Below are 19,247 nucleotides of genomic sequence, written 5' to 3'. Positions count from 1 at the left end.
CGTCTTAACGGATGTAGCAAATGCGATACTAGCTCAGTTGGTAGAGCGCAACCTTGCCAAGGTTGAGGTCATCGGTTCGAACCCGATGTATCGCTCCAAATTAAGAAGCCCGAACAGAAATGTTCGGGCTTTTTGGTTTCTGGTGTTTAGCTTTTACGTATAAGAACTCTTCTTGTTCGAGCTCGAGCTCAAAATTCATATCTATTTCTATCGCTACCTCAAAATTTCGCAATCAAGTTTGTTTAGACAAGTTAGTTCTTAAAAGCGAGATTCCCTATGAACTCGTTCCTCGTGCTAGGGAATGACGCCAAGACCTCAAAGCCTCTCTAGCAACGTTTGTAACTCCACGTCGTCATCTCGGGCGTGAGGGACGAGCGAACCGGGGATCTCTTTCCTAAACGATAGTGTTGACGATATTTACAGCAATTTCTTAGCCATCGCTGCTATTTATCAAGCTATTATTAAAAACTATTGATCGTTCATTTCACTTTATGTTACTTTCCCGCGCAATCTCGGAATGAACAATGTTCAAAAAGAGCAACGATTGCTTCTGGGGGATACGCGTAGTGACCATTCTTGCTGATTGGGACATTACGTAGGGTAGGTATTGGCTAGTTCTTTAGCCGATAGACGGGATACTTATGGCGCAGTTCGCCATGTTAATGGGAAACCCAACATTGAACACACTAATTACAACATTGCTAATCAGCTCTGCATTTCCAAAGGGACCTGCTCCTCATAGCTGCCCGATCCTGCAAAAATGTCCAATTCTTCAAAACAGTAGCATTACTGAACCTTGAGCTCACGCTAACAATTTATCGCTGTCTTAAGACGGCTTAATTTCGTATTCGTCATTTGACTTATGCGAGCGTACAGCTATATCTCATTTCTAGATAATACGCGTGCTTCACTATGAACTCTCTCCAAATGTAACGAGAGTTGGTGGGTAATTGCGTCTGATGGAGGTGAGTATGAACATATTCAAGGGGACTTTTATGACTACCGCCTTTGAAGTCGATATCAATACTATCGCAAATTCATTTTCAACTATGGTTCCTATCTTAGAGGGGACGTACGACCTAACACCTGACGCTATTTTGCTAGAGCAAGAACAGCATGAGTCGGATGTTCGCTCTTACCCAAGACGCCTGCCTATTGCTATTAAACGAGCATGTGGCGCTTTAGTTGAAGATACTCGTGGCCAACTCTTTCTCGATTGCTTAGCCGGTGCAGGTACACTTTCTCTGGGTTACAACCACCCTGAGATTAACCAAGCACTCAAAGACCAGCTCGATTCTGGCTTGCCATACCAAACTCTTGATATCACGACTCAAGCAAAAGAGACGTTTATCAAGCGAGTTAAAGCTTTTCTTCCTCTAGACTTTTCAAATAACTCGGTTCTTCAATTCTGTGGCCCATCCGGTGCTGATGCTGTGGAAGCGGCGATCAAGCTCGCTAAGCAAACCACAGGTCGCAACACCATGTTTGCTTTCCGCGGTGCCTACCATGGCATGACCAACGGCACCATGGGCATGATGGGCAACCTCGGTACTAAAGAGCGTCGTAGCGGCTTGATGTCTGACGTACATTTCATGCCTTTCCCATACAACCTCCGCTGCCCGTTTGGCATTGGTGGTGAATCGGGTGCCAACGCGAGCATTCGTTACATCGAGCGTATGTTGAATGACGACGAATCCGGCATAATGAAACCAGCGGCGATGATCGTTGAGCCTGTACAAGGTGAGGGCGGTGTGATTCCTGCTCCAGCATCTTGGTTACAAGGTTTACGTCGCATCTGTGATGAGCATGGCATCCTACTGATTTTTGATGAAATTCAGTGTGGTGTGGGTAAAACGGGTCATCGATTTGCGTTTGAAGAATCAGGCGTTAACCCTGATATCTTGTGCTTGTCTAAAGCGATTGGTGGCGGACTGCCTATGTCGCTGCTTGTATTCGATAAGAGCATCGATACATGGAAAGCGGGTGAGCACACCGGTACATTCCGTGGTAACCAATTAGCAATGGTGTCTGGCGCTAAGGCGTTGGAAATCATTGAGCGAGATGGTTTGGTTGAGCACGCGAACATCGCAGGCCAATACCTACGTCATGGGCTTGAGAAAATTCAATCACGCGTTAGCTGTATTGCTGAAGTTCGTGGTAAAGGCCTGATGCTCGGCGCTGAGATCAAGCAACCAAATGGTGAGCTTAACAAGTTTGGCGAACCACAATCAGACGGCGAACTAACCCTAGCGATTCAACGAGCGGCGTTAGAACGCGGCTTGATGGTCGAAAAGGGCGGCCGTGATGGTTCGGTTATTCGCTTCCTTCCACCAATGATTATCTCTTTTGAGCAGATCGACTTTGCATTGCGCGTCATGGAAGAAGCGATCATCGCAGCGGGTGGTGGTTTGAAACAAGACCAAACACAAAGCGAAGAATCAAACCAAGAATGGAACAAGCATTTCATCCAGACAGGTTTAGGCGGTAGCGACGAATTTGCTAGCGTGATGAACCAAACCACTCAAGCGATGAAAGCGGTTTTTGAACAGGTTGAAACCCCTTATTCGGGTTTAGACCCAAAAGTGCTAGAAGCTGCCATCAATGCTGTCGACCTCGATAACAACCAGCACGCTTTGGTTGATGTTGTCGATAGCACGGCTGACTTAGTAGCTGCAAACTCCATCTTCGTGCAACACCCTGACTGTATTGCACACCTCCACACTCCTCCTCTTATGGCTTCGGTAGCTGCGGAATCGATTATCGCGGCGTTGAATCAATCAATGGATTCATGGGACCAAGCATCTGCTGCGACTTATGTTGAACAACGAGTGGTTGATTGGATGTGTGACAAATACCAACTTGGTGAACAAGCTGACGGTGTTTTCACAAGCGGTGGCACGCAAAGTAACCTAATGGGCTTATTGCTTGCGAGAGACTGGGTTGCAGATAAGCACAATGGCCACTCAATCCAAAAGCTTGGCTTACCAGAATATGCAAGCAAGCTTCGTATCTTATGTTCAAAGAAATCTCACTTCACGGTTCAAAAGTCAGCCTCTCTACTAGGGCTAGGTGAAGCGGCTGTGTGTTGTGTTGACACCAATGCAAACGGCACTATCAAGCCGGACTTGCTAGACGCAGAAGTGAAAGCACTTAAAGCTCAAGGGTTGATTCCTTTTGCTGTTGTCGGTACCGCGGGTACAACCGATCACGGTGCTATCGATGACCTAGAAGCGATTGCAGACATCGCAAGCCAACAAGAACTTTGGTTCCATGTCGACAGTGCTTACGGTGGCGCGCTTATCTTAAGTAGCCATAAAGCTCGCCTGAAAGGCATCGAAAAAGCGGATTCTGTCAGCGTTGATTTCCACAAGTTGTTCTTCCAAACAATCAGCTGTGGTGCAGTGCTTCTGAAAGACAAAGCGAACTTTAAGTACCTACTGCATCACGCAGATTACTTGAATCGTGAGCACGATGAGCTGCCAAATCTAGTCGATAAGTCTATTGCGACGACTAAACGCTTCGATGCATTGAAAGTCTTCATGACGATGCAAAGCGTTGGACCAAAGCAGCTAGGTGATATGTACGATCATCTTTTAGAGCAGACGCTTCAAGTTGCCGATCTGATTCAGAAGCATGACGATTTTGAGCTGCTTGCTGAGCCGTCTCTTTCGACTGTGCTGTTCCGTTCGGCGCCTAGTAATGGGCAATCAGCAAACGGTGTTCTTGATTTAGACAAACTGAATCAGACGTTAAGACTGGAGGCGCTGACTCGTGGCGTTGCCGTGCTTGGCGAAACGGTCGTTGATGGTAAAAGTGCGCTGAAATTCACTATCTTGAATCCGTGCTTAACGACATCAGATTTCAAATCTCTAATTAACAAAATTCAAACTTTAGCTATTGAGCTAGCAGAACAACAAGGGTAATTAAAACTATGGCTATTCTACAAATTGGTGCAGGCGGCGTCGGTTGGGTTGTTGCACATAAAGCAGCACAAAATAACGAAGTACTGGGTGATATCACGATCGCTTCGCGCACAATCGCGAAGTGTGAAAAAATCATCGAATCTATCAAGGGTAAAAACAACCTTAAAGATTCAACTAAGAAACTAGAAGCACGTTCAGTAGACGCTGACGATGTTGATGCGCTTGTTGCTTTGATTAAAGAAGTTAAGCCGGATCTAGTGATCAACGCTGGTCCTCCTTGGGTAAACATGGCGATCATGGAAGCGTGTTACCAATCGAAAGTTTCTTACTTAGATACATCGGTAGCGGTTGATCTATGTTCTGAAGGCCAACAAGTACCACAAGCTTACGATTGGCAGTGGGGTTACCGTGAGAAGTTCGCTGAGGCAGGCATTACAGGTATTCTTGGTGCGGGTTTCGATCCAGGCGTGGTATCAATCTTTGCTGCGTACGCGGTTAAGCACCTATTCGATGAGATTGACTCAATTGACGTAATGGATGTGAATGCTGGTGACCACGGTAAGAAGTTTGCGACAAACTTCGACCCAGAAACCAATATGCTTGAGATCCAAGGCGACTCTTTCTACTGGGAAAATGAAGAGTGGAAACAAGTACCTTGTCACTCTCGTATGCTTGAGTTTGAATTCCCTAACTGTGGCTCTCACAAGGTGTACTCAATGGCACACGATGAAGTGCGTTCAATGAAAGAGTTCATCCCAGCTAAGCGTATCGAATTCTGGATGGGTTTCGGCGATGCATACCTGAACTACTTCAACTGCATGCGTGATATCGGTCTTCTTAGCCCTGATCCACTAACGCTACATGACGGCACTGTGGTTCAGCCTCTACATGTTCTTAAAGCACTATTACCAGATCCAACATCTCTAGCTCCGGGTTACACTGGTTTAACGTGTATCGGTACTTGGGTTCAAGGTAAGAAAGACGGTAAAGAGCGTAGTGTCTTCATCTACAATAACGCAGACCACGAAGTGGCTTACGAAGACGTAGAGCACCAAGCGATCTCTTACACAACAGGTGTTCCAGCAATTACCGCTGCACTTCAGTTCTTCCGTGGTGAATGGGCTGATAAAGGCGTGTTCAACATGGAACAGCTAAACCCAGACCCGTTCCTAGCAACCATGCCGGAAATCGGTCTAGATTGGCATGTTCAAGAACTTGAAGCAGGCCAAGGTCTTCCTGTGATTCAAGAGCTGAAAAAATAAGAACTGATTTCTTGTTTTGATTGCTAATTAAAGGGGACATGGATTGTTCCCTTTTCGATGATGATAGCCTTGAAGCTTTGGTATCATTTATTTTGATTTTGTAACTCACTGCGCTCGGACAGGACAAAATCAAAATAAATCACACCAAAATTGTTAATTTACCTTTCCATCTATAGATGCTGCTTGAGTGTTTACAAAAATGACGTTTAAGAAAGAAGAACTAAAAACCCCATATTTCATGATCAACGAAGACAAGTTGATTGCGAATCTAGAGAAAGCCAAGCAACTGAAAGAGATTTCAGGTGTGAAATTGGTATTGGCACTGAAGTGTTTTTCGACATGGGGTGTGTTTGACATCATCAAACCTTACCTCGATGGCACGACAAGCTCTGGCCCATACGAAGTGAAACTTGGCCACGAAACCTTTGGTGGTGAGACGCACGCTTACAGTGTCGGTTACAGCGAAGATGACGTGAGAGAAGTTGCTGATATCTGCGACAAGATGATCTTCAACTCTCAAAGCCAACTTGCCGCTTACCGTCATATTGTTGAAGGTAAAGCTTCACTGGGTTTACGTTTAAATCCGGGCGTGAGCTACGCAGGACAAGACTTGGCGAATCCAGCACGTCAATTTTCGCGTTTGGGCGTACAAGCTGACCATATCAAGCCAGAGATCTTCGATGAGATTAATGGTGTGATGTTCCACATGAACTGTGAGAACAAAGATGTCGATGCGTTTATCGGTTTGCTTGATTCAATCTCAGAGCAGTTTGGCGATCACCTAGATAAGTTGGATTGGGTGAGCATGGGCGGAGGTGTGTTCTTCACATGGCCAGGCTATGACATCGAGAAACTGGGTCTTGCGCTAAAAGCTTTCTCTGAAAAGCACTGCGTGCAGATGTACCTTGAGCCGGGCGAAGCCATCATCACTAAAACGACAGACTTAGTTGTGACAGTGGTTGATATTGTTGAGAACGTGAAGAAAACGGCAATTGTGGATTCAGCAACTGAAGCCCACCGTCTTGATACGCTTATCTACAATGAACCAGCATCGGTATTAGAAGCCTCTGAAAACGGCAGTCATGATTACGTGATTGGTTCGTGTTCGTGTCTGGCGGGCGATCAGTTCTGTGAAACAAGCTTTGATGAGCCGTTGAAGATAGGTCAAAAACTTCACCTGTTGGATAGTGCAGGTTACACCATGGTGAAACTGAACTGGTTCAATGGCTTAAAAATGCCATCTATCTATTGCGAGCGCAGCAATGGCGAAATTCAAAAGCTGAATGAATTTGGCTATGAAGACTTCAAGCGTTCATTGTCACAATGGTCAGTTCAATAACTGAGTCATCGCTTCAGAACAATAAAAAGAGCAGCCAATGAGCTGCTCTTTTTTGTTTTTAGATAACGGTTATAACTGTTATCTAAAAACAACAGTAAGGATAGAAGTTAAGTGTTATCCGTTAGTTCTCAATCATCACTCGAGTATCTTCACTGAGCGTTTCTAGCTCGTTGACGACATCATCAATCAAAACTTCGATTGGTAGTTTCACGGCGATCTTAGAGGTGAATAAACTTGAGCTAACACCACCGCCGCCAGCAATGAAGACACGGTGGCAATCCATATCAAGAATGCTGATCCCTTGTCTGTCCAATACATGTGTTACTTCGTTTACGATACCCGCTCGGTCGTTAGAGTCGAGTCTCAAGTGGTGGATCGTGTCTTGAGCATTGTGCGTATGATCTGAGTCGACAAACTGCACGATGAGATCTGGATTGGCGCTGAAAGCTTCTTTGACAATCGATTCGTTGATGGCTGGAAGTTGAACCTTAAGTACGCCTGCGACTTGGTCTTCAATAAAATTCACTTTACTGATGAGCCATTTGCCGTCGTTTTCGTGAGTAACCGCAGCAAGTTGTTTGATTGTTGCTGGTGATGCTTTTCCGATAAAGTTTACGATAAATGTACTGTTCATATCAGCCCCCAAAGTTTCAATGATTCGTTGCTAATTAAATGTTTGATATCACGCGATAAAGTTCTTTAATTTCAGTGTAGAAGTTTACATCGAACAATGTTTGACCTATGTCAATTTTTGAAACTAAGCTGTGATGTAAAAAAAGAGAATGAAGAGTAGGGCACAAAAAAAGCGGCTAGAGAGCCGCTTTTTAGAAGAGTTGTCGCTTTTATTAGGAATGCAGTAACTTGAAATTCATAGACTGAAAGACGATTTAGAACGTTACTTTAAAGTTCATACCAACAAATTGAGAATCGTATCGTGCGCCAGCATCGTAGGCGAATCGAGCTGCGTCTTGGTTATCCCACCAAGGGTTAGTATTCAGATTCACTTCTGCGTCACCGCCCCAAGCATCACTTACCCAGTAGTGGATATGGCCAACAGGGTTAAGGAAGAATAGCGACACATCACCCATGGTTTGAGATCCCATCACTTCACCGCCTGAGGCAATGATGTCTTGCTCTGCTTCTAGCATCATTTCACCGACAACCGCACCGAAGAAAGGTGTGATGAAGAGATCTTGCCAGGAAGGTACTTCCGCGAACGCTTCTACGCCGTATTCCCAGAAGAACGTCGACATAGTCCAAGAGTATAAGAATGACTCAAACTCGTCGTAACCTGCGTGTCGAGCTGCGGTGTAGTAAACACCACCGAAATATGGGTGCATTACGTAGTTTAGGAAGTGTTCGTCACGGTCCCATACTGGGCCTTCAGAAACGTTATCTTTCCACTTTTTACCTAATGAGCTGATATCACGTTGGTCATCATCCCACTTAGTAATACTTTCAGGGAGCAGAGTCATTAGACCCACTGTCGCGACACTTAAGCCTAGAATGGTGTAGGTTTGACCCATTAGGTAATCCCAATCTTTCTCCTGGCTCACCAACATGTGTTTTGGTTGTTGGATTGAGAAGTCGTACTCATCACTCGATTCGCTCAGTGCGTAATTGGTACTAGGCTTGTAGGTGTACAAGTTGTCATTAAAACAGTAATCTTGAGCACATTCATCCGAGTAAGAAAGGTTGATTGGCTGGTCGAAGTCGTATTGGCTTGCAACCGAGTTAACTGACATTAGCATTGAAAATGCAGCAGTAACCTTTGCTAGTAACGGTGATTTGGCCACAAGGGTCTCCATGAGAAAGTTTGGAATTGATCAGGGTCACAATTATCTATTAAATGCCTGATTTAGGGAACTAATAATTTATAGCTTTTCCTAAGAAAACCTTAGGTTTAACATTATTAATATTAGTGAAAAGGCGAATTGCTCCAAATTCAACCATAGACCAGTTTGTAAATAATGCAGTGTCTTTTTATGACAACAAGGGATAGAAATATGACGAAAATCGCAATGTTAAGCACAGGTGAAGAAGTTCTTCATGGAGACATTGTAGATACAAACGCAGCTTGGATGTCTGCTGAGTTTTATCAGCATGGTTTTGCGCTTGCTAAGCGCTCAACTGTGGGTGATCAAATGAATGCTCTTGTTGAAGAACTGCTGATGCTTAGCTTTAACTATGATGTGGTTATCGTTAATGGTGGTTTAGGCCCGACAACCGATGATATGAGTGCTGCAGCCGCTGCAGCTGCTTCCGAGCAGAAACTCGTCATGTTCCCTGAATGGCTTGCTCGTATGGAAGAGATGTTCTCTGGACGTGGCATGCCGATGCCTGACAGCAACCTTAAACAAGCTTTGTTACCTGCGAGCTCAGAGATCGTCGATAACCCTGTGGGGACAGCTTGTGGCTTCAAACTGAAAATCAACGATGCAACGTTCTATTTCACTCCGGGTGTACCGAGTGAATTCAAACGCATGGTGACGTTTGAGATTCTTCCTGACTTGTCGCGTACCTACCCTCAAGTGGTTGCCTCTGAATGCAGTCGACTGTTTACGTTTGGTTTGTCTGAGTCCGGTATCTCTGATGTTTTGGACCAATTAAAGCTGCCAGAAGGTTATGAACTTGGTTACCGCTCTTATCTGCCGTTTATTGAGGTCAAACTGTTTGGTCCTAAGGCAGACCTAGAAACTCGCGTTAAGCTTCTGCAAATGGTTTACAAGCTGCTAGAGAGTAATGTCGTGAGTGTCGACGAGCCGATGATTGACCATATTGGACACATCATGGCGGAAAAAAAGAAGACGTTATCTGTGTCTGAAGTGTCGACCAAAGGTTCACTGTCAGCGTGGCTGCAATTGAATGAGCAGATAGAAGATTGCTTCGGACACTCATGGGTGATGGCTGAGCCAAAAGAGAGCGAACTTGAAAAAAGCGATCCATTAGCGGCAACCTTTGCTCTGGCTGGAGCAACAAGAGAGAAGTGCGGAACTGAATTGGCTTTGGTGACTGGTAAGCTGGAAGGCAACACATTCAGCGTTGCATTATCGACTGAAGCTGGCGAGTGGGGTCAGGTACTTGAGTTTTACCGTCAGTACTCGCGTGAAGACCAACGCAATGTGATTAAAACCGTCGCCGCTGATATGCTGAGAAGGTATTTAGACAACAAACCGATGTTTGGCACTTACTCTTCGGTTAAGCGATTGAAAGACATGTTTATTCCAGCAGCTATCATCAAGTAAGCAGCTCTTTTAGTTAACCAGGTCCTCTTGAACCAACGTTAATTCAGAACAAATAAAAAGGCCCAACATCTAAATAGGTGTTGGGCCTTTTGTTTATCTAGCCTTCTAGATAACCAAACAAGCAGCGATGTTTACACGCAACTCATGTCTGTAAGAACTCCGATTACAAACCGCTTGTCATATGTAGGCTGTAGAACAAACCACGGCCGATTAACTCTGAAGCCAAGAACAATACTAGTGCTAAGCCAAGGTTAACTGGGTTCACTTTTGCTTTGTTCAGCATAGGTAGAATCCAAATCAACAAGCTTGCCATTAGCAGTGCCACTTGAAGAATCACATAGTTACCTAAACCATCGACTAACTCAGACGCTTTTGCCGCTGAAGTTTGGATGTCACCGATTAGGTTCAGTTTTCCTACTGTCACAAGCAAGCTGATAGCAACAGCGATAACAGCCAGCATGGTGATGTTACGGTCAACCGTAAAGCGGCTGTCGTTTGCGAATACAATCACGAACTGAGATAACAGTAAGCCACCCACAACCATCGTCATGATGAAGCTCAGTGGTGTGTAGATGTTGTCCCAAGTAGGTACTGTGTTGATCATGTATACATTGATCATCGCGTACATGAAGATAATCCCCAACACCATCGCGCCAACCATCAGTGCTTTCTGGATAGCTACGTCACCTTTCTTAAGCACAGACAATAGCCATTGCAGGCCACCGACAGCGAAGAATGCCGCACCGAAGAACACTTCGTTAGACAACCAAGCCGAACCTAGCTGATTAAAAGCGTTAAACGCGCGCAGTGGAGAGCCAAGGTGCGTTGTCGAGAACATGAAGCCAAGACCCATTAATGCCCATAGGATGAACATTGGAACCTTGTAGCTGTTCAGCTTCTCTTCGCTATGACCCAGCACCAGTGCACGCGCGCCAATCAGTAAGTAACCACCAACCGCAGTTTGCGCCAGCACCGTAAAGAAGATTAAAGACCACTCATGAAAAATCATCTTACACCTCCTTCGGGTTTGCTAAGTGACCACTGGTATCGCCAGTTGGTTTCGCGTTTTTGTTCAGCTTAATCACGATGTTTGGTAGCGTTTCTGTTGAAGATGGCAATGGCGCCACATCTGCACCAGAGCCGTACTTCTCGCGAAGTGTATTGATTTCACCAAACTCCAATGCACGAAGGGGGCAAGACTCAACACAGATAGGCTGTTTGCCTTCAGAAACACGTTGGTAACAACCATCGCATTTCGTCATGTGCCCTTTCTTCGCATTGTATTGTGGTGCGCCGTAAGGACACGCATTGCTACAGTGCTGACAACCAATACATACGCTCTCATCAACCACAACCAAACCGTCTTCATCACGTTTGTGCATCGCGCCCGAAGGACACACTTTCACACACGCTGGGTTAGTACAGTGGTTACAAGCGATAGATAGGTAGTAAGAAAAGACATCTTTCTGAACCCAGGTATCGCCATCTTGAGTGAAGCCACCACCTGCATATTCGTATACGCGACGGTAGTTCGTTTTGATGTCTAGATCGTTATAATCTTTACAAGCAAGCTGACAGGTTTTACAACCCGTGCATTTACTTGAATCGATGTAAAAGCCGTATTGTTTCATTCCAACCTACCTTATGCTTTCTTTAGCGCTTTGATTTGAACTAGGTTTGTATGCTGAGGGTTACCCTTAGCAAGTGGGCTCGGGCGCTGAGTGGTCAGCACGTTGATAGAGCCTGCATGGTCGATCTTCTGACCATCCGGTGCGTACCATGCACCTTCGCCTAGTGCGACAACTCGAGGAAGAATCCTTGGTGTCACTTTCGCTGGAATGTGTACTTCGCCACGGTCGTTGAAAATACTCACCATGTCGCCGCTTTCAATACCACGTTCTTTTGCATCGATTGGGTTGATCCACAACTCTTGTGGTGCGGCTGCTTTGATTTCTGCAACGTTGCCGTAAGTTGAGTGAGTACGAGCCTTGTAGTGGAAACCAGTTAGCTGAAGTGGGTACTTCTCTGCTAGTGGGTCGTTGTGACCTTCAAAAGAGTCCGCGTAAATCGGAAGTGGGTGAATCACTTCGTCTTCTTTCAGCTTCCAAGTCTTCGCGATATCAGCCAGTTGCTCTGAGTAGATCTCGATTTTTCCACTTGGTGTGGTCAGTGGGTTCGCTTCTGGATCTTTGCGGAAATCTTCATAAGCGATGTAGTGGTGGTCGTAGCTACGTTTATAGATACCCAGCTCTTTCATCTCTTCGAAGGTAGGCAGTGTTGGATCGTTCTTACGAGTTTCAGCGTAAAGGTGCTCAATCCATTGCTCTTGAGTACGGCCTTCTGTGAACTCTTTTTCTACGCCCATGCGCTTCGCAAGCTGAGTACACATTTCGTAGATAGATTTCGCTTCGAACTGAGGCTCAATCGCTTTCTGCGCGTAGATGAAGTAAGGCATGTTCGATGCTTTACCATCCATACACCAGTCGTCTTGCTCTGATGTTGTTAAGTCTGGCAGGATGATATCGGCGTATTTCGCTGAAGAAGTCATATGGTTATCAACCACGACAATCATTTCACATGCACTTTCATCTTGAAGAATCGCGTGCGTCTTGTTGATGTCTGAGTGTTGGTTGATGATGCAGTTACCTGCGTAGTTCCAGATCATCTTGATTGGGTTCTTAAGGCGCTCTGCACCGCGAACACCATCAGTGATGTCGGTCATTTCATGGTGACGGTAAATCGCGTCTGTCCACATGAACATTGAAATAGACGTTTCAACTGGGTTTGGCACAGTAGGGAAGCGCACAAACGGAATGTTGATGTCGCTTTCACGAGCACCTGTTGAACCACCTGATACACCCACAGAACCAGTGAGTAGCGACAGCATCGCGATTGCACGACAAGCTAGTTCACCGTTCGCTGTACGTTGTAGGCCCCAACCTTGGTGAATAGCACATGGTTTTGCTGTGCCCATTTCACGGCCAAGCTTAACGATAGTATCAACTGGAATGCCTGTGATCTTAGAAGCCCACTCTGGTGTCTTCTCTACGCCATCTTCACCTAAACCTAGGATGTAAGATTTGTAGTCGCTGTTTTTAGGCGCTGATGCAGGCAGAGTTTTCTCGTCGTAACCGACACAGTATTTGTCTAGGAACGGTTGGTCGACAAGGTCTTCCGTGATCATCACGTGTGCAAGACCTGCTACCAATGCCGCATCTGTAGAAGGGCGAATTGGGATCCATTGATCTTCACGACCACCGGCAGTATCGGTGTAGCGAGGGTCGATGATGATCGTTCTTGCGTTCGATTTGTTTTTGCTTTCTACATAGTGGTGGATCAGACCGCCGCCAGACATACGTGTCTCGGCAGGGTTGTTACCAAATTGGATGTTAAGCTTGGTATTCTCTAAATCAGAGAAAGAGTTGTTGTTTGCCCAACCGCCGTAGGTGTAGCTCAAGCCTTTCGCGATTTGCGCTGTTGAGTAGTCACCGTAATGGTTTAGGTAACCACCACTTAGGTTCATTAGACGAGCAATCAGCGTTTGAGCTGGTGGCCAAGATTTAGTAACCGTACCGCCAAGCGTACCTGTACCGTAGTTTAGGTAAATAGTGTCGTTACCGTAGTCTTTGATAAGGCGTTGCATGGTGCCAGCGACTTCATCGTAAGCCTCTTCCCAGCTAATACGCTTAAACTTACCTTCACCACGTTTACCCACACGTTTCATTGGGTATTTTAGGCGATCTGGGTTGTAAACACGGCGGCGCATAGAGCGGCCACGTAGACACGCACGAACTTGGTGATGACCGTATTCGTCAGTACCTGTGTTGTCTGTTTCTACGTATTTGATTTCACCGTTTTGTACATGCATACGCAGTGGGCAGCGAGAGCCACAGTTTACTGTACATGCACTCCATACGATTTTCTCATCCACATTCTCAGCAACTGCAGCCGCTACTGGTTTGGATTTGAAAGGTAAAGCGATACCGCCCGCAAGTGCGGCTGCACTACCTACTGCAGAAGAAGCTTTCATGAAGCCTCTTCGAGTAAGATTCATTACCCCAGATTCTTTCTTATTCGTCATTCTAAGATGCCTTTTGCTATTGATGGCTAGCACTTTATAGGTAGTTTGTTATTTATGTTTTTATTTCGGATTGTTGATTGATTGGCATCAAATAAGAGAGAGATTTAAATCTTATGAATCGAATGTATAAAATAGATCAAAGAATGAAATGAGTTAATTAATATAATTATCTTTAAGCCTATGACGGTATAAATAATAATGATTATCGATACGCATAAATTATTGGGTTCGCTATTTTATCAAGCGACAAGTAAAGAACAGTTAATCACCATTGTTGAAGCTTTGGTTGAGAGCGAAGTGCTCTCTGAAGAATGCTTGCAGGCATTAAGAAGCGAAGACGAAGATGCACTCTCAGCTGAGTTCAGCCGCCTGTTTGAAGGCGTTGGAGACATGCCAGCTCCGCCTTGGGGTTCTGTGTACCTAGATAAAGACCGCGTTGTGTTCGGCGCTTCTACCGTAGAGTATCGTCAGTTTTTAGAATTGAATCAGATTGAATTAGACACGGGGTTAAGAGAGCCGGAAGATCAATTTGGTTTAATGTTATTCGCTCATGCGTATTTGTTAGAAAATAACAATATAAATTCAGCGGGTGAATTGCTTGAGGGTCACTTATTAACTTGGTCTTCTGTTTATTTAGAAAAACTAAATAAAGCATCAGAGTTATCTTTTTATAAAAAGCTATCGGTTGATGTAATAGATTGGTTTAAGTACTTAACATCTGAATATAATTTAAACGTTACTACTAAAAAGTTATATATCGACTAATGTCTGAACAAATAAATTCAAATAGACGCGGTTTCTTAACTCGACTTTCTAAACCGGTTAAAGCAGCCGCGAATTATGAAGAGAAATCACAGCGCTTACATGCTAGACCACCTAGGGCTGTCGATGAGGTGCTGTTTGAGCGTCTTTGCGACAGTTGTGGACTGTGTGAGCAAGCGTGTCCGAATAGCGTTATTGAGACGCTAGAGGGTAGTGCGCTGCTGAATTTGGATTACAACAGTTGTTCTATGTGTAACAAATGCACTGAAGTGTGCCAAACTGGCGCACTTCATCCAACGGTCACACCTTATATCGACCTCAAGCCTAGCTTTGCCGATAGCTGTAATAATTACATGCAAATGGATTGTTCAGCATGCCAAGCTGCGTGTTCTGCCGGTGCGATACGCATCGAAGTGGGAGAGTTGCCTACAGTGGACAAAGATAAGTGTAACGGCTGTGGAGAGTGCCGAAGCGCTTGTTATATTGGCTCTGTGACTCTTAACCTGACTCAGCAATAAACGTTTGGCTTTGTATGACACAAACAAACAGGAAGACTTTGGCTGAGTGATGTACGAGTCGTTTTAAATACCTAAAGACATAAATAGAAAAGGGTCCGCATTCCTAAAGGAAGCGGACCCTTTTTATTTCTTATTGACGATATTCGAACAAGGTGACTTAAAGCCAGTTGGCTTATGCGCGTTTTTGCTTGTTTCTATGAATAACGTTACTCAGCGATAGCTCAGTCTTTGCTTTACAGATACAAGGTAATATTTCATTACCTTGCGTGTAAGCCATAGCAAAACCAACGTACTCAACTTCACCTGAATCCAATGTGCAACGACAAGCGCCACAATGCCCATCTCGGCAGTTGTATTCTGGTTCTAAGCCCGCCTGTTCCATTGTTTCCAATAGAGTATTCGAAGGGTTAGATTCAATCGAAGTTAGCTTGTTGATTTTGATTGTTGGCATTACAGTTCAAATCCTTCAAAGTCGTCAGCTTTTACTTCGTTGTCGATCTGACCAACTAGGTAAGAACTGATTTCAGCTTCTTGTGGAGCAACTTGTACGTTATCTGAAGATAACCATGCGTTGATCCATGGGATTGGGTTCGACGTTGCTTCTGGGTAAGCAGTACCTAAACCAACCGCTTGCATACGGATGTTAGTGATGTACTCAACGTATTGGCAAAGAATGTCTTTGTTCAGACCAATCATAGAGCCATCTTTGAATAGGTATTCTGCCCACTCTTTTTCTTGCTCTGCTGCTTCTTTGAATAGGTCGAAACATTCTTGCTTACACTCTTCAGCGATCTGCATGAATTCGAAGTCATCTTGGCCGTTACGCAGCAAATTGATCATGTGCTGTGTACCAGTAAGGTGAAGTGCTTCATCACGAGCGATTAGCTTGATGATCTTCGCGTTACCTTCCATTAGCTCACGTTCAGCGAATGCGAATGAACATGCAAAACTCACGTAGAAACGAATCGCTTCTAGTGCGTTTACAGACATTAGACATACGTAAAGCTTCTTCTTCAGGTCGTGAAGTGAAATCTTAACGTCTTCGCCGTTGATGTTGTGGTTACCTTCGCCGTAGCGGTGGTAGTCAGCCGTCAGCTTGATTAGGTCGTCGTAGTAAAACGCGATGTCTTTCGCACGTTTCAAGATTTCTTCGTTTTCAACGATATCGTCAAATACTACGCCTGGATCATTCACGATGTTACGGATGATGTGCGTATATGAACGAGAGTGAATCGTTTCAGAGAATGACCAAGTCTCAATCCAAGTTTCAACTTCTGGCAGTGATACCAAAGGAAGTAGGGCAACGTTAGGGCTGCGGCCTTGGATTGAATCTAGAAGTGTTTGGTACTTCAGGTTAGAGATGAAGATGTGCTTTTCATGCTCTGGAAGCTTGTTGTAATCGATACGGTCGCTAGACACGTCTACTTCTTCTGGACGCCAGAAGAAAGAAAGCTGCTTTTCGATCAACTTTTCGAAGATTTCGAATTTCTGTTGGTCGTAACGTGCAACGTTTACCGACTGACCCAAGAACATTGGTTCTTTTAGTTGGTCATTTTTTTGTTGAGAAAAAGTACTGTAAGCCATAAATGCCTCAAATCCTTTAAAGACCCGCAATAAAACGGACCCTGTTAATGCTTTAAACCCAGAGAAGATAACTTCTCTGGGGTCTTAATGTTTATTGCGGTTTAGATCTTACAACCGCCGCCTTCACAATCTTCTTCCGGCACTTGAACTGCATCGCCTTGGTCGTCTTTAGCACCATCACGAGTGTTATGGTAGTAAAGCGTCTTAACACCGTACTTGTACGCTGTTAGCAAGTCTTTAAGCAGCTGCTTCATTGGTACCTTACCGCTGTCGTAAACACTTGGATCATAGTTAGTGTTTGCAGAGATAGCTTGGTCAACGAATTTTTGCATGATACCCACTAAGTGCAGGTAACCGTCGTTAGTACCAATGTTCCAAAGTAGCTCGTAGTTGTCTTTAAGATTTAGGAAATCTGGAACAACTTGCTTCAGGATGCCGTCTTTCGATGCTTTTACTGATACGTAACCACGTGGTGGCTCGATACCGTTAGTCGCGTTCGAGATTTGAGACGAAGTCTCAGAAGGCATAAGCGCAGTTAGCGTAGAGTTACGCAGACCGTGCTCCATGATCTCTTCACGTAGCGTGTCCCAATCATAATGCAGTGGCTCTTCACATACTAAGTCGATATCTTTCTTGTAAGTATCGATTGGCAGTAGGCCTTTTGCGTAGTTGGTCTCATGGAAAGATGGGCAGCGGCCTTGTTCTTTAGCAAGTTCAACAGACGCTTTTAGCAAGTGGTATTGAATTGCTTCAAAAGTACGATGAGTCAGGCTATTTGCGCTGCCATCAGAGTACTTAACACCATTCTTCGCTAGGTAGTATGCGTAGTTGATTACACCCACACCTAAAGTACGACGATTCATTGTCGACTTATATGCAGCTGGAAGCGGGTAGTCTTGGTAATCAAGCAGTGCATCAAGTGCACGAACAACCAGTTCAGAAAGCTCTGCTAGGTCATCTAGTTCATTGATTGCGCCAAGGTTAAATGCTGAAAGCGTACATAGTGCAATTTCGCCTTCGTCATCTTCTACATTAGAAAGCGGCTTAGTTGGTAGCGCGATTTCTAGACATAGGTTCGATTGACGAACAGGAGCCACTTCAGAATCAAACGGGCTGTGTGTATTACAGTGGTCAACGTTCTGAATGTAGATACGACCAGTAGAAGCACGCTCTTGCATTAGCAGAGAGAATAGCTCAACAGCTTTTACTGTTTCACGCTTCACTGATGGATCGTTTTCGTACTTAACGTACAGTTCTTCAAAACGGTCTTGGTTTTCGAAGAATGCGTCGTATAGGCCAGGTACGTCTGAAGGTGAGAACAGGCTGATGTTGCCACCTTGAACAAGACGAGAGTACATAAGCTTGTTCAGCTGTACACCGTAGTCCATATGACGAACACGGTTCTCTTCAACGCCGCGGTTGTTTTTCAGTACTAATAGAGACTGAACCTCACCGTGCCATAGTGGGTAGAACACTGTGGCTGCGCCACCACGAACACCACCTTGAGAACAACATTTTACTGCTGTTTGGAAGTATTTGTAGAAAGGGATACAGCCAGTGTGGAACGCTTCACCATTACGGATTTCAGAACCAAGCGCACGGATACGACCTGCGTTGATACCAATACCAGCACGTTGAGATACGTAACGAACAATTGAGCTTGCTGTTGCGTTAATTGAATCAAGGCTGTCACCACACTCAATCAGTACACAAGAACTGAATTGACGAGTAGGCGTACGTACACCAGACATGATCGGTGTAGGCAGAGAAATCTTAAACGTAGACGATGCATCGTAAAAACGTTTGATGTAGTCAAGACGAGTCGATTTCGGGTATTTAGCGAATAGACACGCAGCAACTAAAATGTAAAGGAACTGAGCACTCTCGTAGATTTCTTTTGTCACACGGTTTTGCACGAAGTATTTACCTTCGAGTTGCTTAACCGCCGCGTAAGAGAAGTCTAAGTCACGTTTGTGGTCGATGTACTCGTCAAGCTCTTCGAATTCAGCTTTCGTGTAGTCTTCCATAAGGTGACTATCGTATTTACCCATATCAACTAGTTTTGCAACGTGGTCATACAGTGCAGGCGGCTCGTATTCGCCGTACGCTTTTTTACGTAGGTGGAATACAGACAGACGTGCTGCTAGATATTGGTAATCAGGAGTCTCTTCAGAGATTAAATCCGCTGCTGACTTGATGATAGTTTCATGAATGTCAGTAGTGGTGATGCCATCGTAAAACTGAATGTGAGCTTTCAATTCTACTTGTGATACAGAAACATTGTGCAAGCCTTCAGCTGCCCATGTGATCACGCGATGGATCTTCTCTAGATCGATCGTTTCTTTGCGCCCGTTACGCTTGGTAACAGTAAGTTGTTGGTTCATTCTGCTTAATTTCCCTAACAAAACTGAACAAGGCCGTGTTTTTGTGTATTTCTGTGCAATTTTTGTAAATTACGTTTCGGCTTTGTGATCTTGGTCTACCCATATATTGTAGTTCAAACACAACATATAGGGGTCATTTGTTTGTTGGG

The 19,247-nt window shown here is 44.8% G+C and carries 14 protein-coding genes and 1 tRNA gene; 7 read left to right on the top strand and 8 right to left on the bottom strand.

Annotated features, from left to right (window positions below; all coding sequences use genetic code 11):
* The first annotated feature begins 22 nt into the window (after nucleotides 1-22).
* The 4 genes from OQJ75_RS12740 to nspC all read left to right on the top strand — a co-directional run bounded on the left by OQJ75_RS12740 (nucleotide 23) and on the right by nspC (nucleotide 6,524).
* Nucleotides 23-98, top strand: a tRNA-Gly gene (locus OQJ75_RS12740).
* 873 nt (nucleotides 99-971) lie between these two features.
* Nucleotides 972-3,923 (top strand): pyridoxal phosphate-dependent class III aminotransferase, encoded by a 2,952-nt coding sequence (locus OQJ75_RS12735; protein WP_265973740.1) that lies wholly within the window; start codon nucleotides 972-974, stop codon nucleotides 3,921-3,923.
* A gap of 8 nt (nucleotides 3,924-3,931) precedes the next feature.
* Nucleotides 3,932-5,185, top strand: coding sequence for a carboxynorspermidine synthase (locus OQJ75_RS12730; protein WP_017098192.1), 1,254 nt, complete (start codon nucleotides 3,932-3,934; stop codon nucleotides 5,183-5,185).
* Nucleotides 5,186-5,384: 199 nt separating this feature from the next.
* On the top strand, nucleotides 5,385-6,524 hold the full coding sequence (gene nspC / locus OQJ75_RS12725) for a carboxynorspermidine decarboxylase (protein ID WP_265973739.1): 1,140 nt from the start codon (nucleotides 5,385-5,387) through the stop codon (nucleotides 6,522-6,524).
* A 121-nt stretch (nucleotides 6,525-6,645) separates the two neighbouring features.
* Here nspC and OQJ75_RS12720 read toward each other — a convergent pair whose 3' ends face one another.
* Both OQJ75_RS12720 and OQJ75_RS12715 read right to left on the bottom strand, forming a co-directional pair.
* Nucleotides 6,646-7,158, bottom strand: coding sequence for a glycine cleavage system protein R (locus OQJ75_RS12720; protein WP_265973738.1), 513 nt, complete (start codon nucleotides 7,156-7,158; stop codon nucleotides 6,646-6,648).
* 253 nt (nucleotides 7,159-7,411) lie between these two features.
* Nucleotides 7,412-8,320 carry a DUF3943 domain-containing protein gene (locus OQJ75_RS12715; protein ID WP_265973737.1) on the bottom strand — a complete coding sequence of 303 codons (909 nt, stop codon included), beginning with the start codon at nucleotides 8,318-8,320 and terminating at the stop codon, nucleotides 7,412-7,414.
* Between the two features lie 210 nt (nucleotides 8,321-8,530).
* On the opposite strand from OQJ75_RS12715, the gene OQJ75_RS12710 reads away from it, so the two are divergent.
* Nucleotides 8,531-9,769 (top strand): CinA family nicotinamide mononucleotide deamidase-related protein, encoded by a 1,239-nt coding sequence (locus OQJ75_RS12710; RefSeq protein WP_265973736.1) that lies wholly within the window; start codon nucleotides 8,531-8,533, stop codon nucleotides 9,767-9,769.
* Between the two features lie 163 nt (nucleotides 9,770-9,932).
* Here OQJ75_RS12710 and OQJ75_RS12705 read toward each other — a convergent pair whose 3' ends face one another.
* Genes OQJ75_RS12705 through OQJ75_RS12695 form a run of 3 tightly spaced genes read right to left on the bottom strand, consistent with a single transcriptional unit; the run spans nucleotide 9,933 to nucleotide 13,850 of the window.
* Nucleotides 9,933-10,778: a dimethyl sulfoxide reductase anchor subunit family protein gene (locus OQJ75_RS12705; protein ID WP_265973735.1), complete on the bottom strand. Its 846-nt coding sequence runs from the start codon at nucleotides 10,776-10,778 to the stop codon at nucleotides 9,933-9,935.
* A 1-nt stretch (nucleotide 10,779) separates the two neighbouring features.
* A complete protein-coding gene (locus OQJ75_RS12700) occupies nucleotides 10,780-11,400 on the bottom strand; it encodes a DMSO/selenate family reductase complex B subunit (protein WP_004733360.1) in 621 nt (206 codons plus the stop codon).
* A gap of 11 nt (nucleotides 11,401-11,411) precedes the next feature.
* Entirely contained in the window at nucleotides 11,412-13,850 is a 2,439-nt protein-coding gene (locus OQJ75_RS12695) for a DmsA/YnfE/YnfF family dimethyl sulfoxide reductase (protein ID WP_076654837.1), read from the bottom strand.
* A 198-nt stretch (nucleotides 13,851-14,048) separates the two neighbouring features.
* Between OQJ75_RS12695 and OQJ75_RS12690 the strand changes: the two genes are divergently transcribed.
* Both OQJ75_RS12690 and napF read left to right on the top strand, forming a co-directional pair.
* Nucleotides 14,049-14,615, top strand: coding sequence for a TorD/DmsD family molecular chaperone (locus OQJ75_RS12690; RefSeq protein WP_265973734.1), 567 nt, complete (start codon nucleotides 14,049-14,051; stop codon nucleotides 14,613-14,615).
* Nucleotides 14,615-15,130, top strand: coding sequence for a ferredoxin-type protein NapF (napF, locus tag OQJ75_RS12685; protein WP_265973733.1), 516 nt, complete (start codon nucleotides 14,615-14,617; stop codon nucleotides 15,128-15,130). The genes OQJ75_RS12690 and napF overlap by 1 nt, the downstream gene beginning before the upstream one ends.
* A 172-nt stretch (nucleotides 15,131-15,302) precedes the next feature.
* Here napF and yfaE read toward each other — a convergent pair whose 3' ends face one another.
* From yfaE to nrdA, 3 genes are all read right to left on the bottom strand, one after another.
* A complete protein-coding gene (gene yfaE, locus OQJ75_RS12680; RefSeq protein ID WP_010438115.1) occupies nucleotides 15,303-15,581 on the bottom strand; it encodes a class I ribonucleotide reductase maintenance protein YfaE in 279 nt (92 codons plus the stop codon).
* Nucleotides 15,581-16,714, bottom strand: a complete 1,134-nt coding sequence (gene nrdB / locus OQJ75_RS12675; protein ID WP_004733365.1) for a class Ia ribonucleoside-diphosphate reductase subunit beta — start codon at nucleotides 16,712-16,714, stop codon at nucleotides 15,581-15,583. Before nrdB ends, yfaE begins: the two co-directional genes overlap by 1 nt.
* Nucleotides 16,715-16,815: 101 nt before the next feature.
* Complete coding sequence (nrdA, locus tag OQJ75_RS12670; protein WP_265973732.1) at nucleotides 16,816-19,098, bottom strand: class 1a ribonucleoside-diphosphate reductase subunit alpha; 2,283 nt, start codon at nucleotides 19,096-19,098, stop codon at nucleotides 16,816-16,818.
* Nucleotides 19,099-19,247 lie beyond the last annotated feature (149 nt).

The organism is Vibrio sp. 14G-20 (genome assembly GCF_026241515.1).
Taxonomy (GTDB): domain Bacteria; phylum Pseudomonadota; class Gammaproteobacteria; order Enterobacterales; family Vibrionaceae; genus Vibrio.
The sequence above is the reverse complement of the archived record's forward strand: the minus strand, read 5'-3'. Positions and strand labels throughout refer to the sequence as shown.

Excerpts from the sequence above, each read along its gene's own strand:
- nrdB (WP_004733365.1), bottom strand. The coding sequence starts at position 16,714 with ATGGCTTACAGTACTTTTTCTCAACAAAAAAATGACCAACTAAAAGAA.
- nspC (WP_265973739.1), top strand. The coding sequence starts at position 5,385 with ATGACGTTTAAGAAAGAAGAACTAAAAACCCCATATTTCATGATCAAC.
- OQJ75_RS12735 (WP_265973740.1), top strand. The coding sequence starts at position 972 with ATGAACATATTCAAGGGGACTTTTATGACTACCGCCTTTGAAGTCGAT.
- OQJ75_RS12695 (WP_076654837.1), bottom strand. The coding sequence starts at position 13,850 with ATGACGAATAAGAAAGAATCTGGGGTAATGAATCTTACTCGAAGAGGC.
- nrdA (WP_265973732.1), bottom strand. The coding sequence starts at position 19,098 with ATGAACCAACAACTTACTGTTACCAAGCGTAACGGGCGCAAAGAAACG.
- OQJ75_RS12690 (WP_265973734.1), top strand. The coding sequence starts at position 14,049 with ATGATTATCGATACGCATAAATTATTGGGTTCGCTATTTTATCAAGCG.
- OQJ75_RS12700 (WP_004733360.1), bottom strand. The coding sequence starts at position 11,400 with ATGAAACAATACGGCTTTTACATCGATTCAAGTAAATGCACGGGTTGT.
- OQJ75_RS12720 (WP_265973738.1), bottom strand. The coding sequence starts at position 7,158 with ATGAACAGTACATTTATCGTAAACTTTATCGGAAAAGCATCACCAGCA.
- OQJ75_RS12730 (WP_017098192.1), top strand. The coding sequence starts at position 3,932 with ATGGCTATTCTACAAATTGGTGCAGGCGGCGTCGGTTGGGTTGTTGCA.
- yfaE (WP_010438115.1), bottom strand. The coding sequence starts at position 15,581 with ATGCCAACAATCAAAATCAACAAGCTAACTTCGATTGAATCTAACCCT.
- OQJ75_RS12710 (WP_265973736.1), top strand. The coding sequence starts at position 8,531 with ATGACGAAAATCGCAATGTTAAGCACAGGTGAAGAAGTTCTTCATGGA.
- napF (WP_265973733.1), top strand. The coding sequence starts at position 14,615 with ATGTCTGAACAAATAAATTCAAATAGACGCGGTTTCTTAACTCGACTT.
- OQJ75_RS12705 (WP_265973735.1), bottom strand. The coding sequence starts at position 10,778 with ATGATTTTTCATGAGTGGTCTTTAATCTTCTTTACGGTGCTGGCGCAA.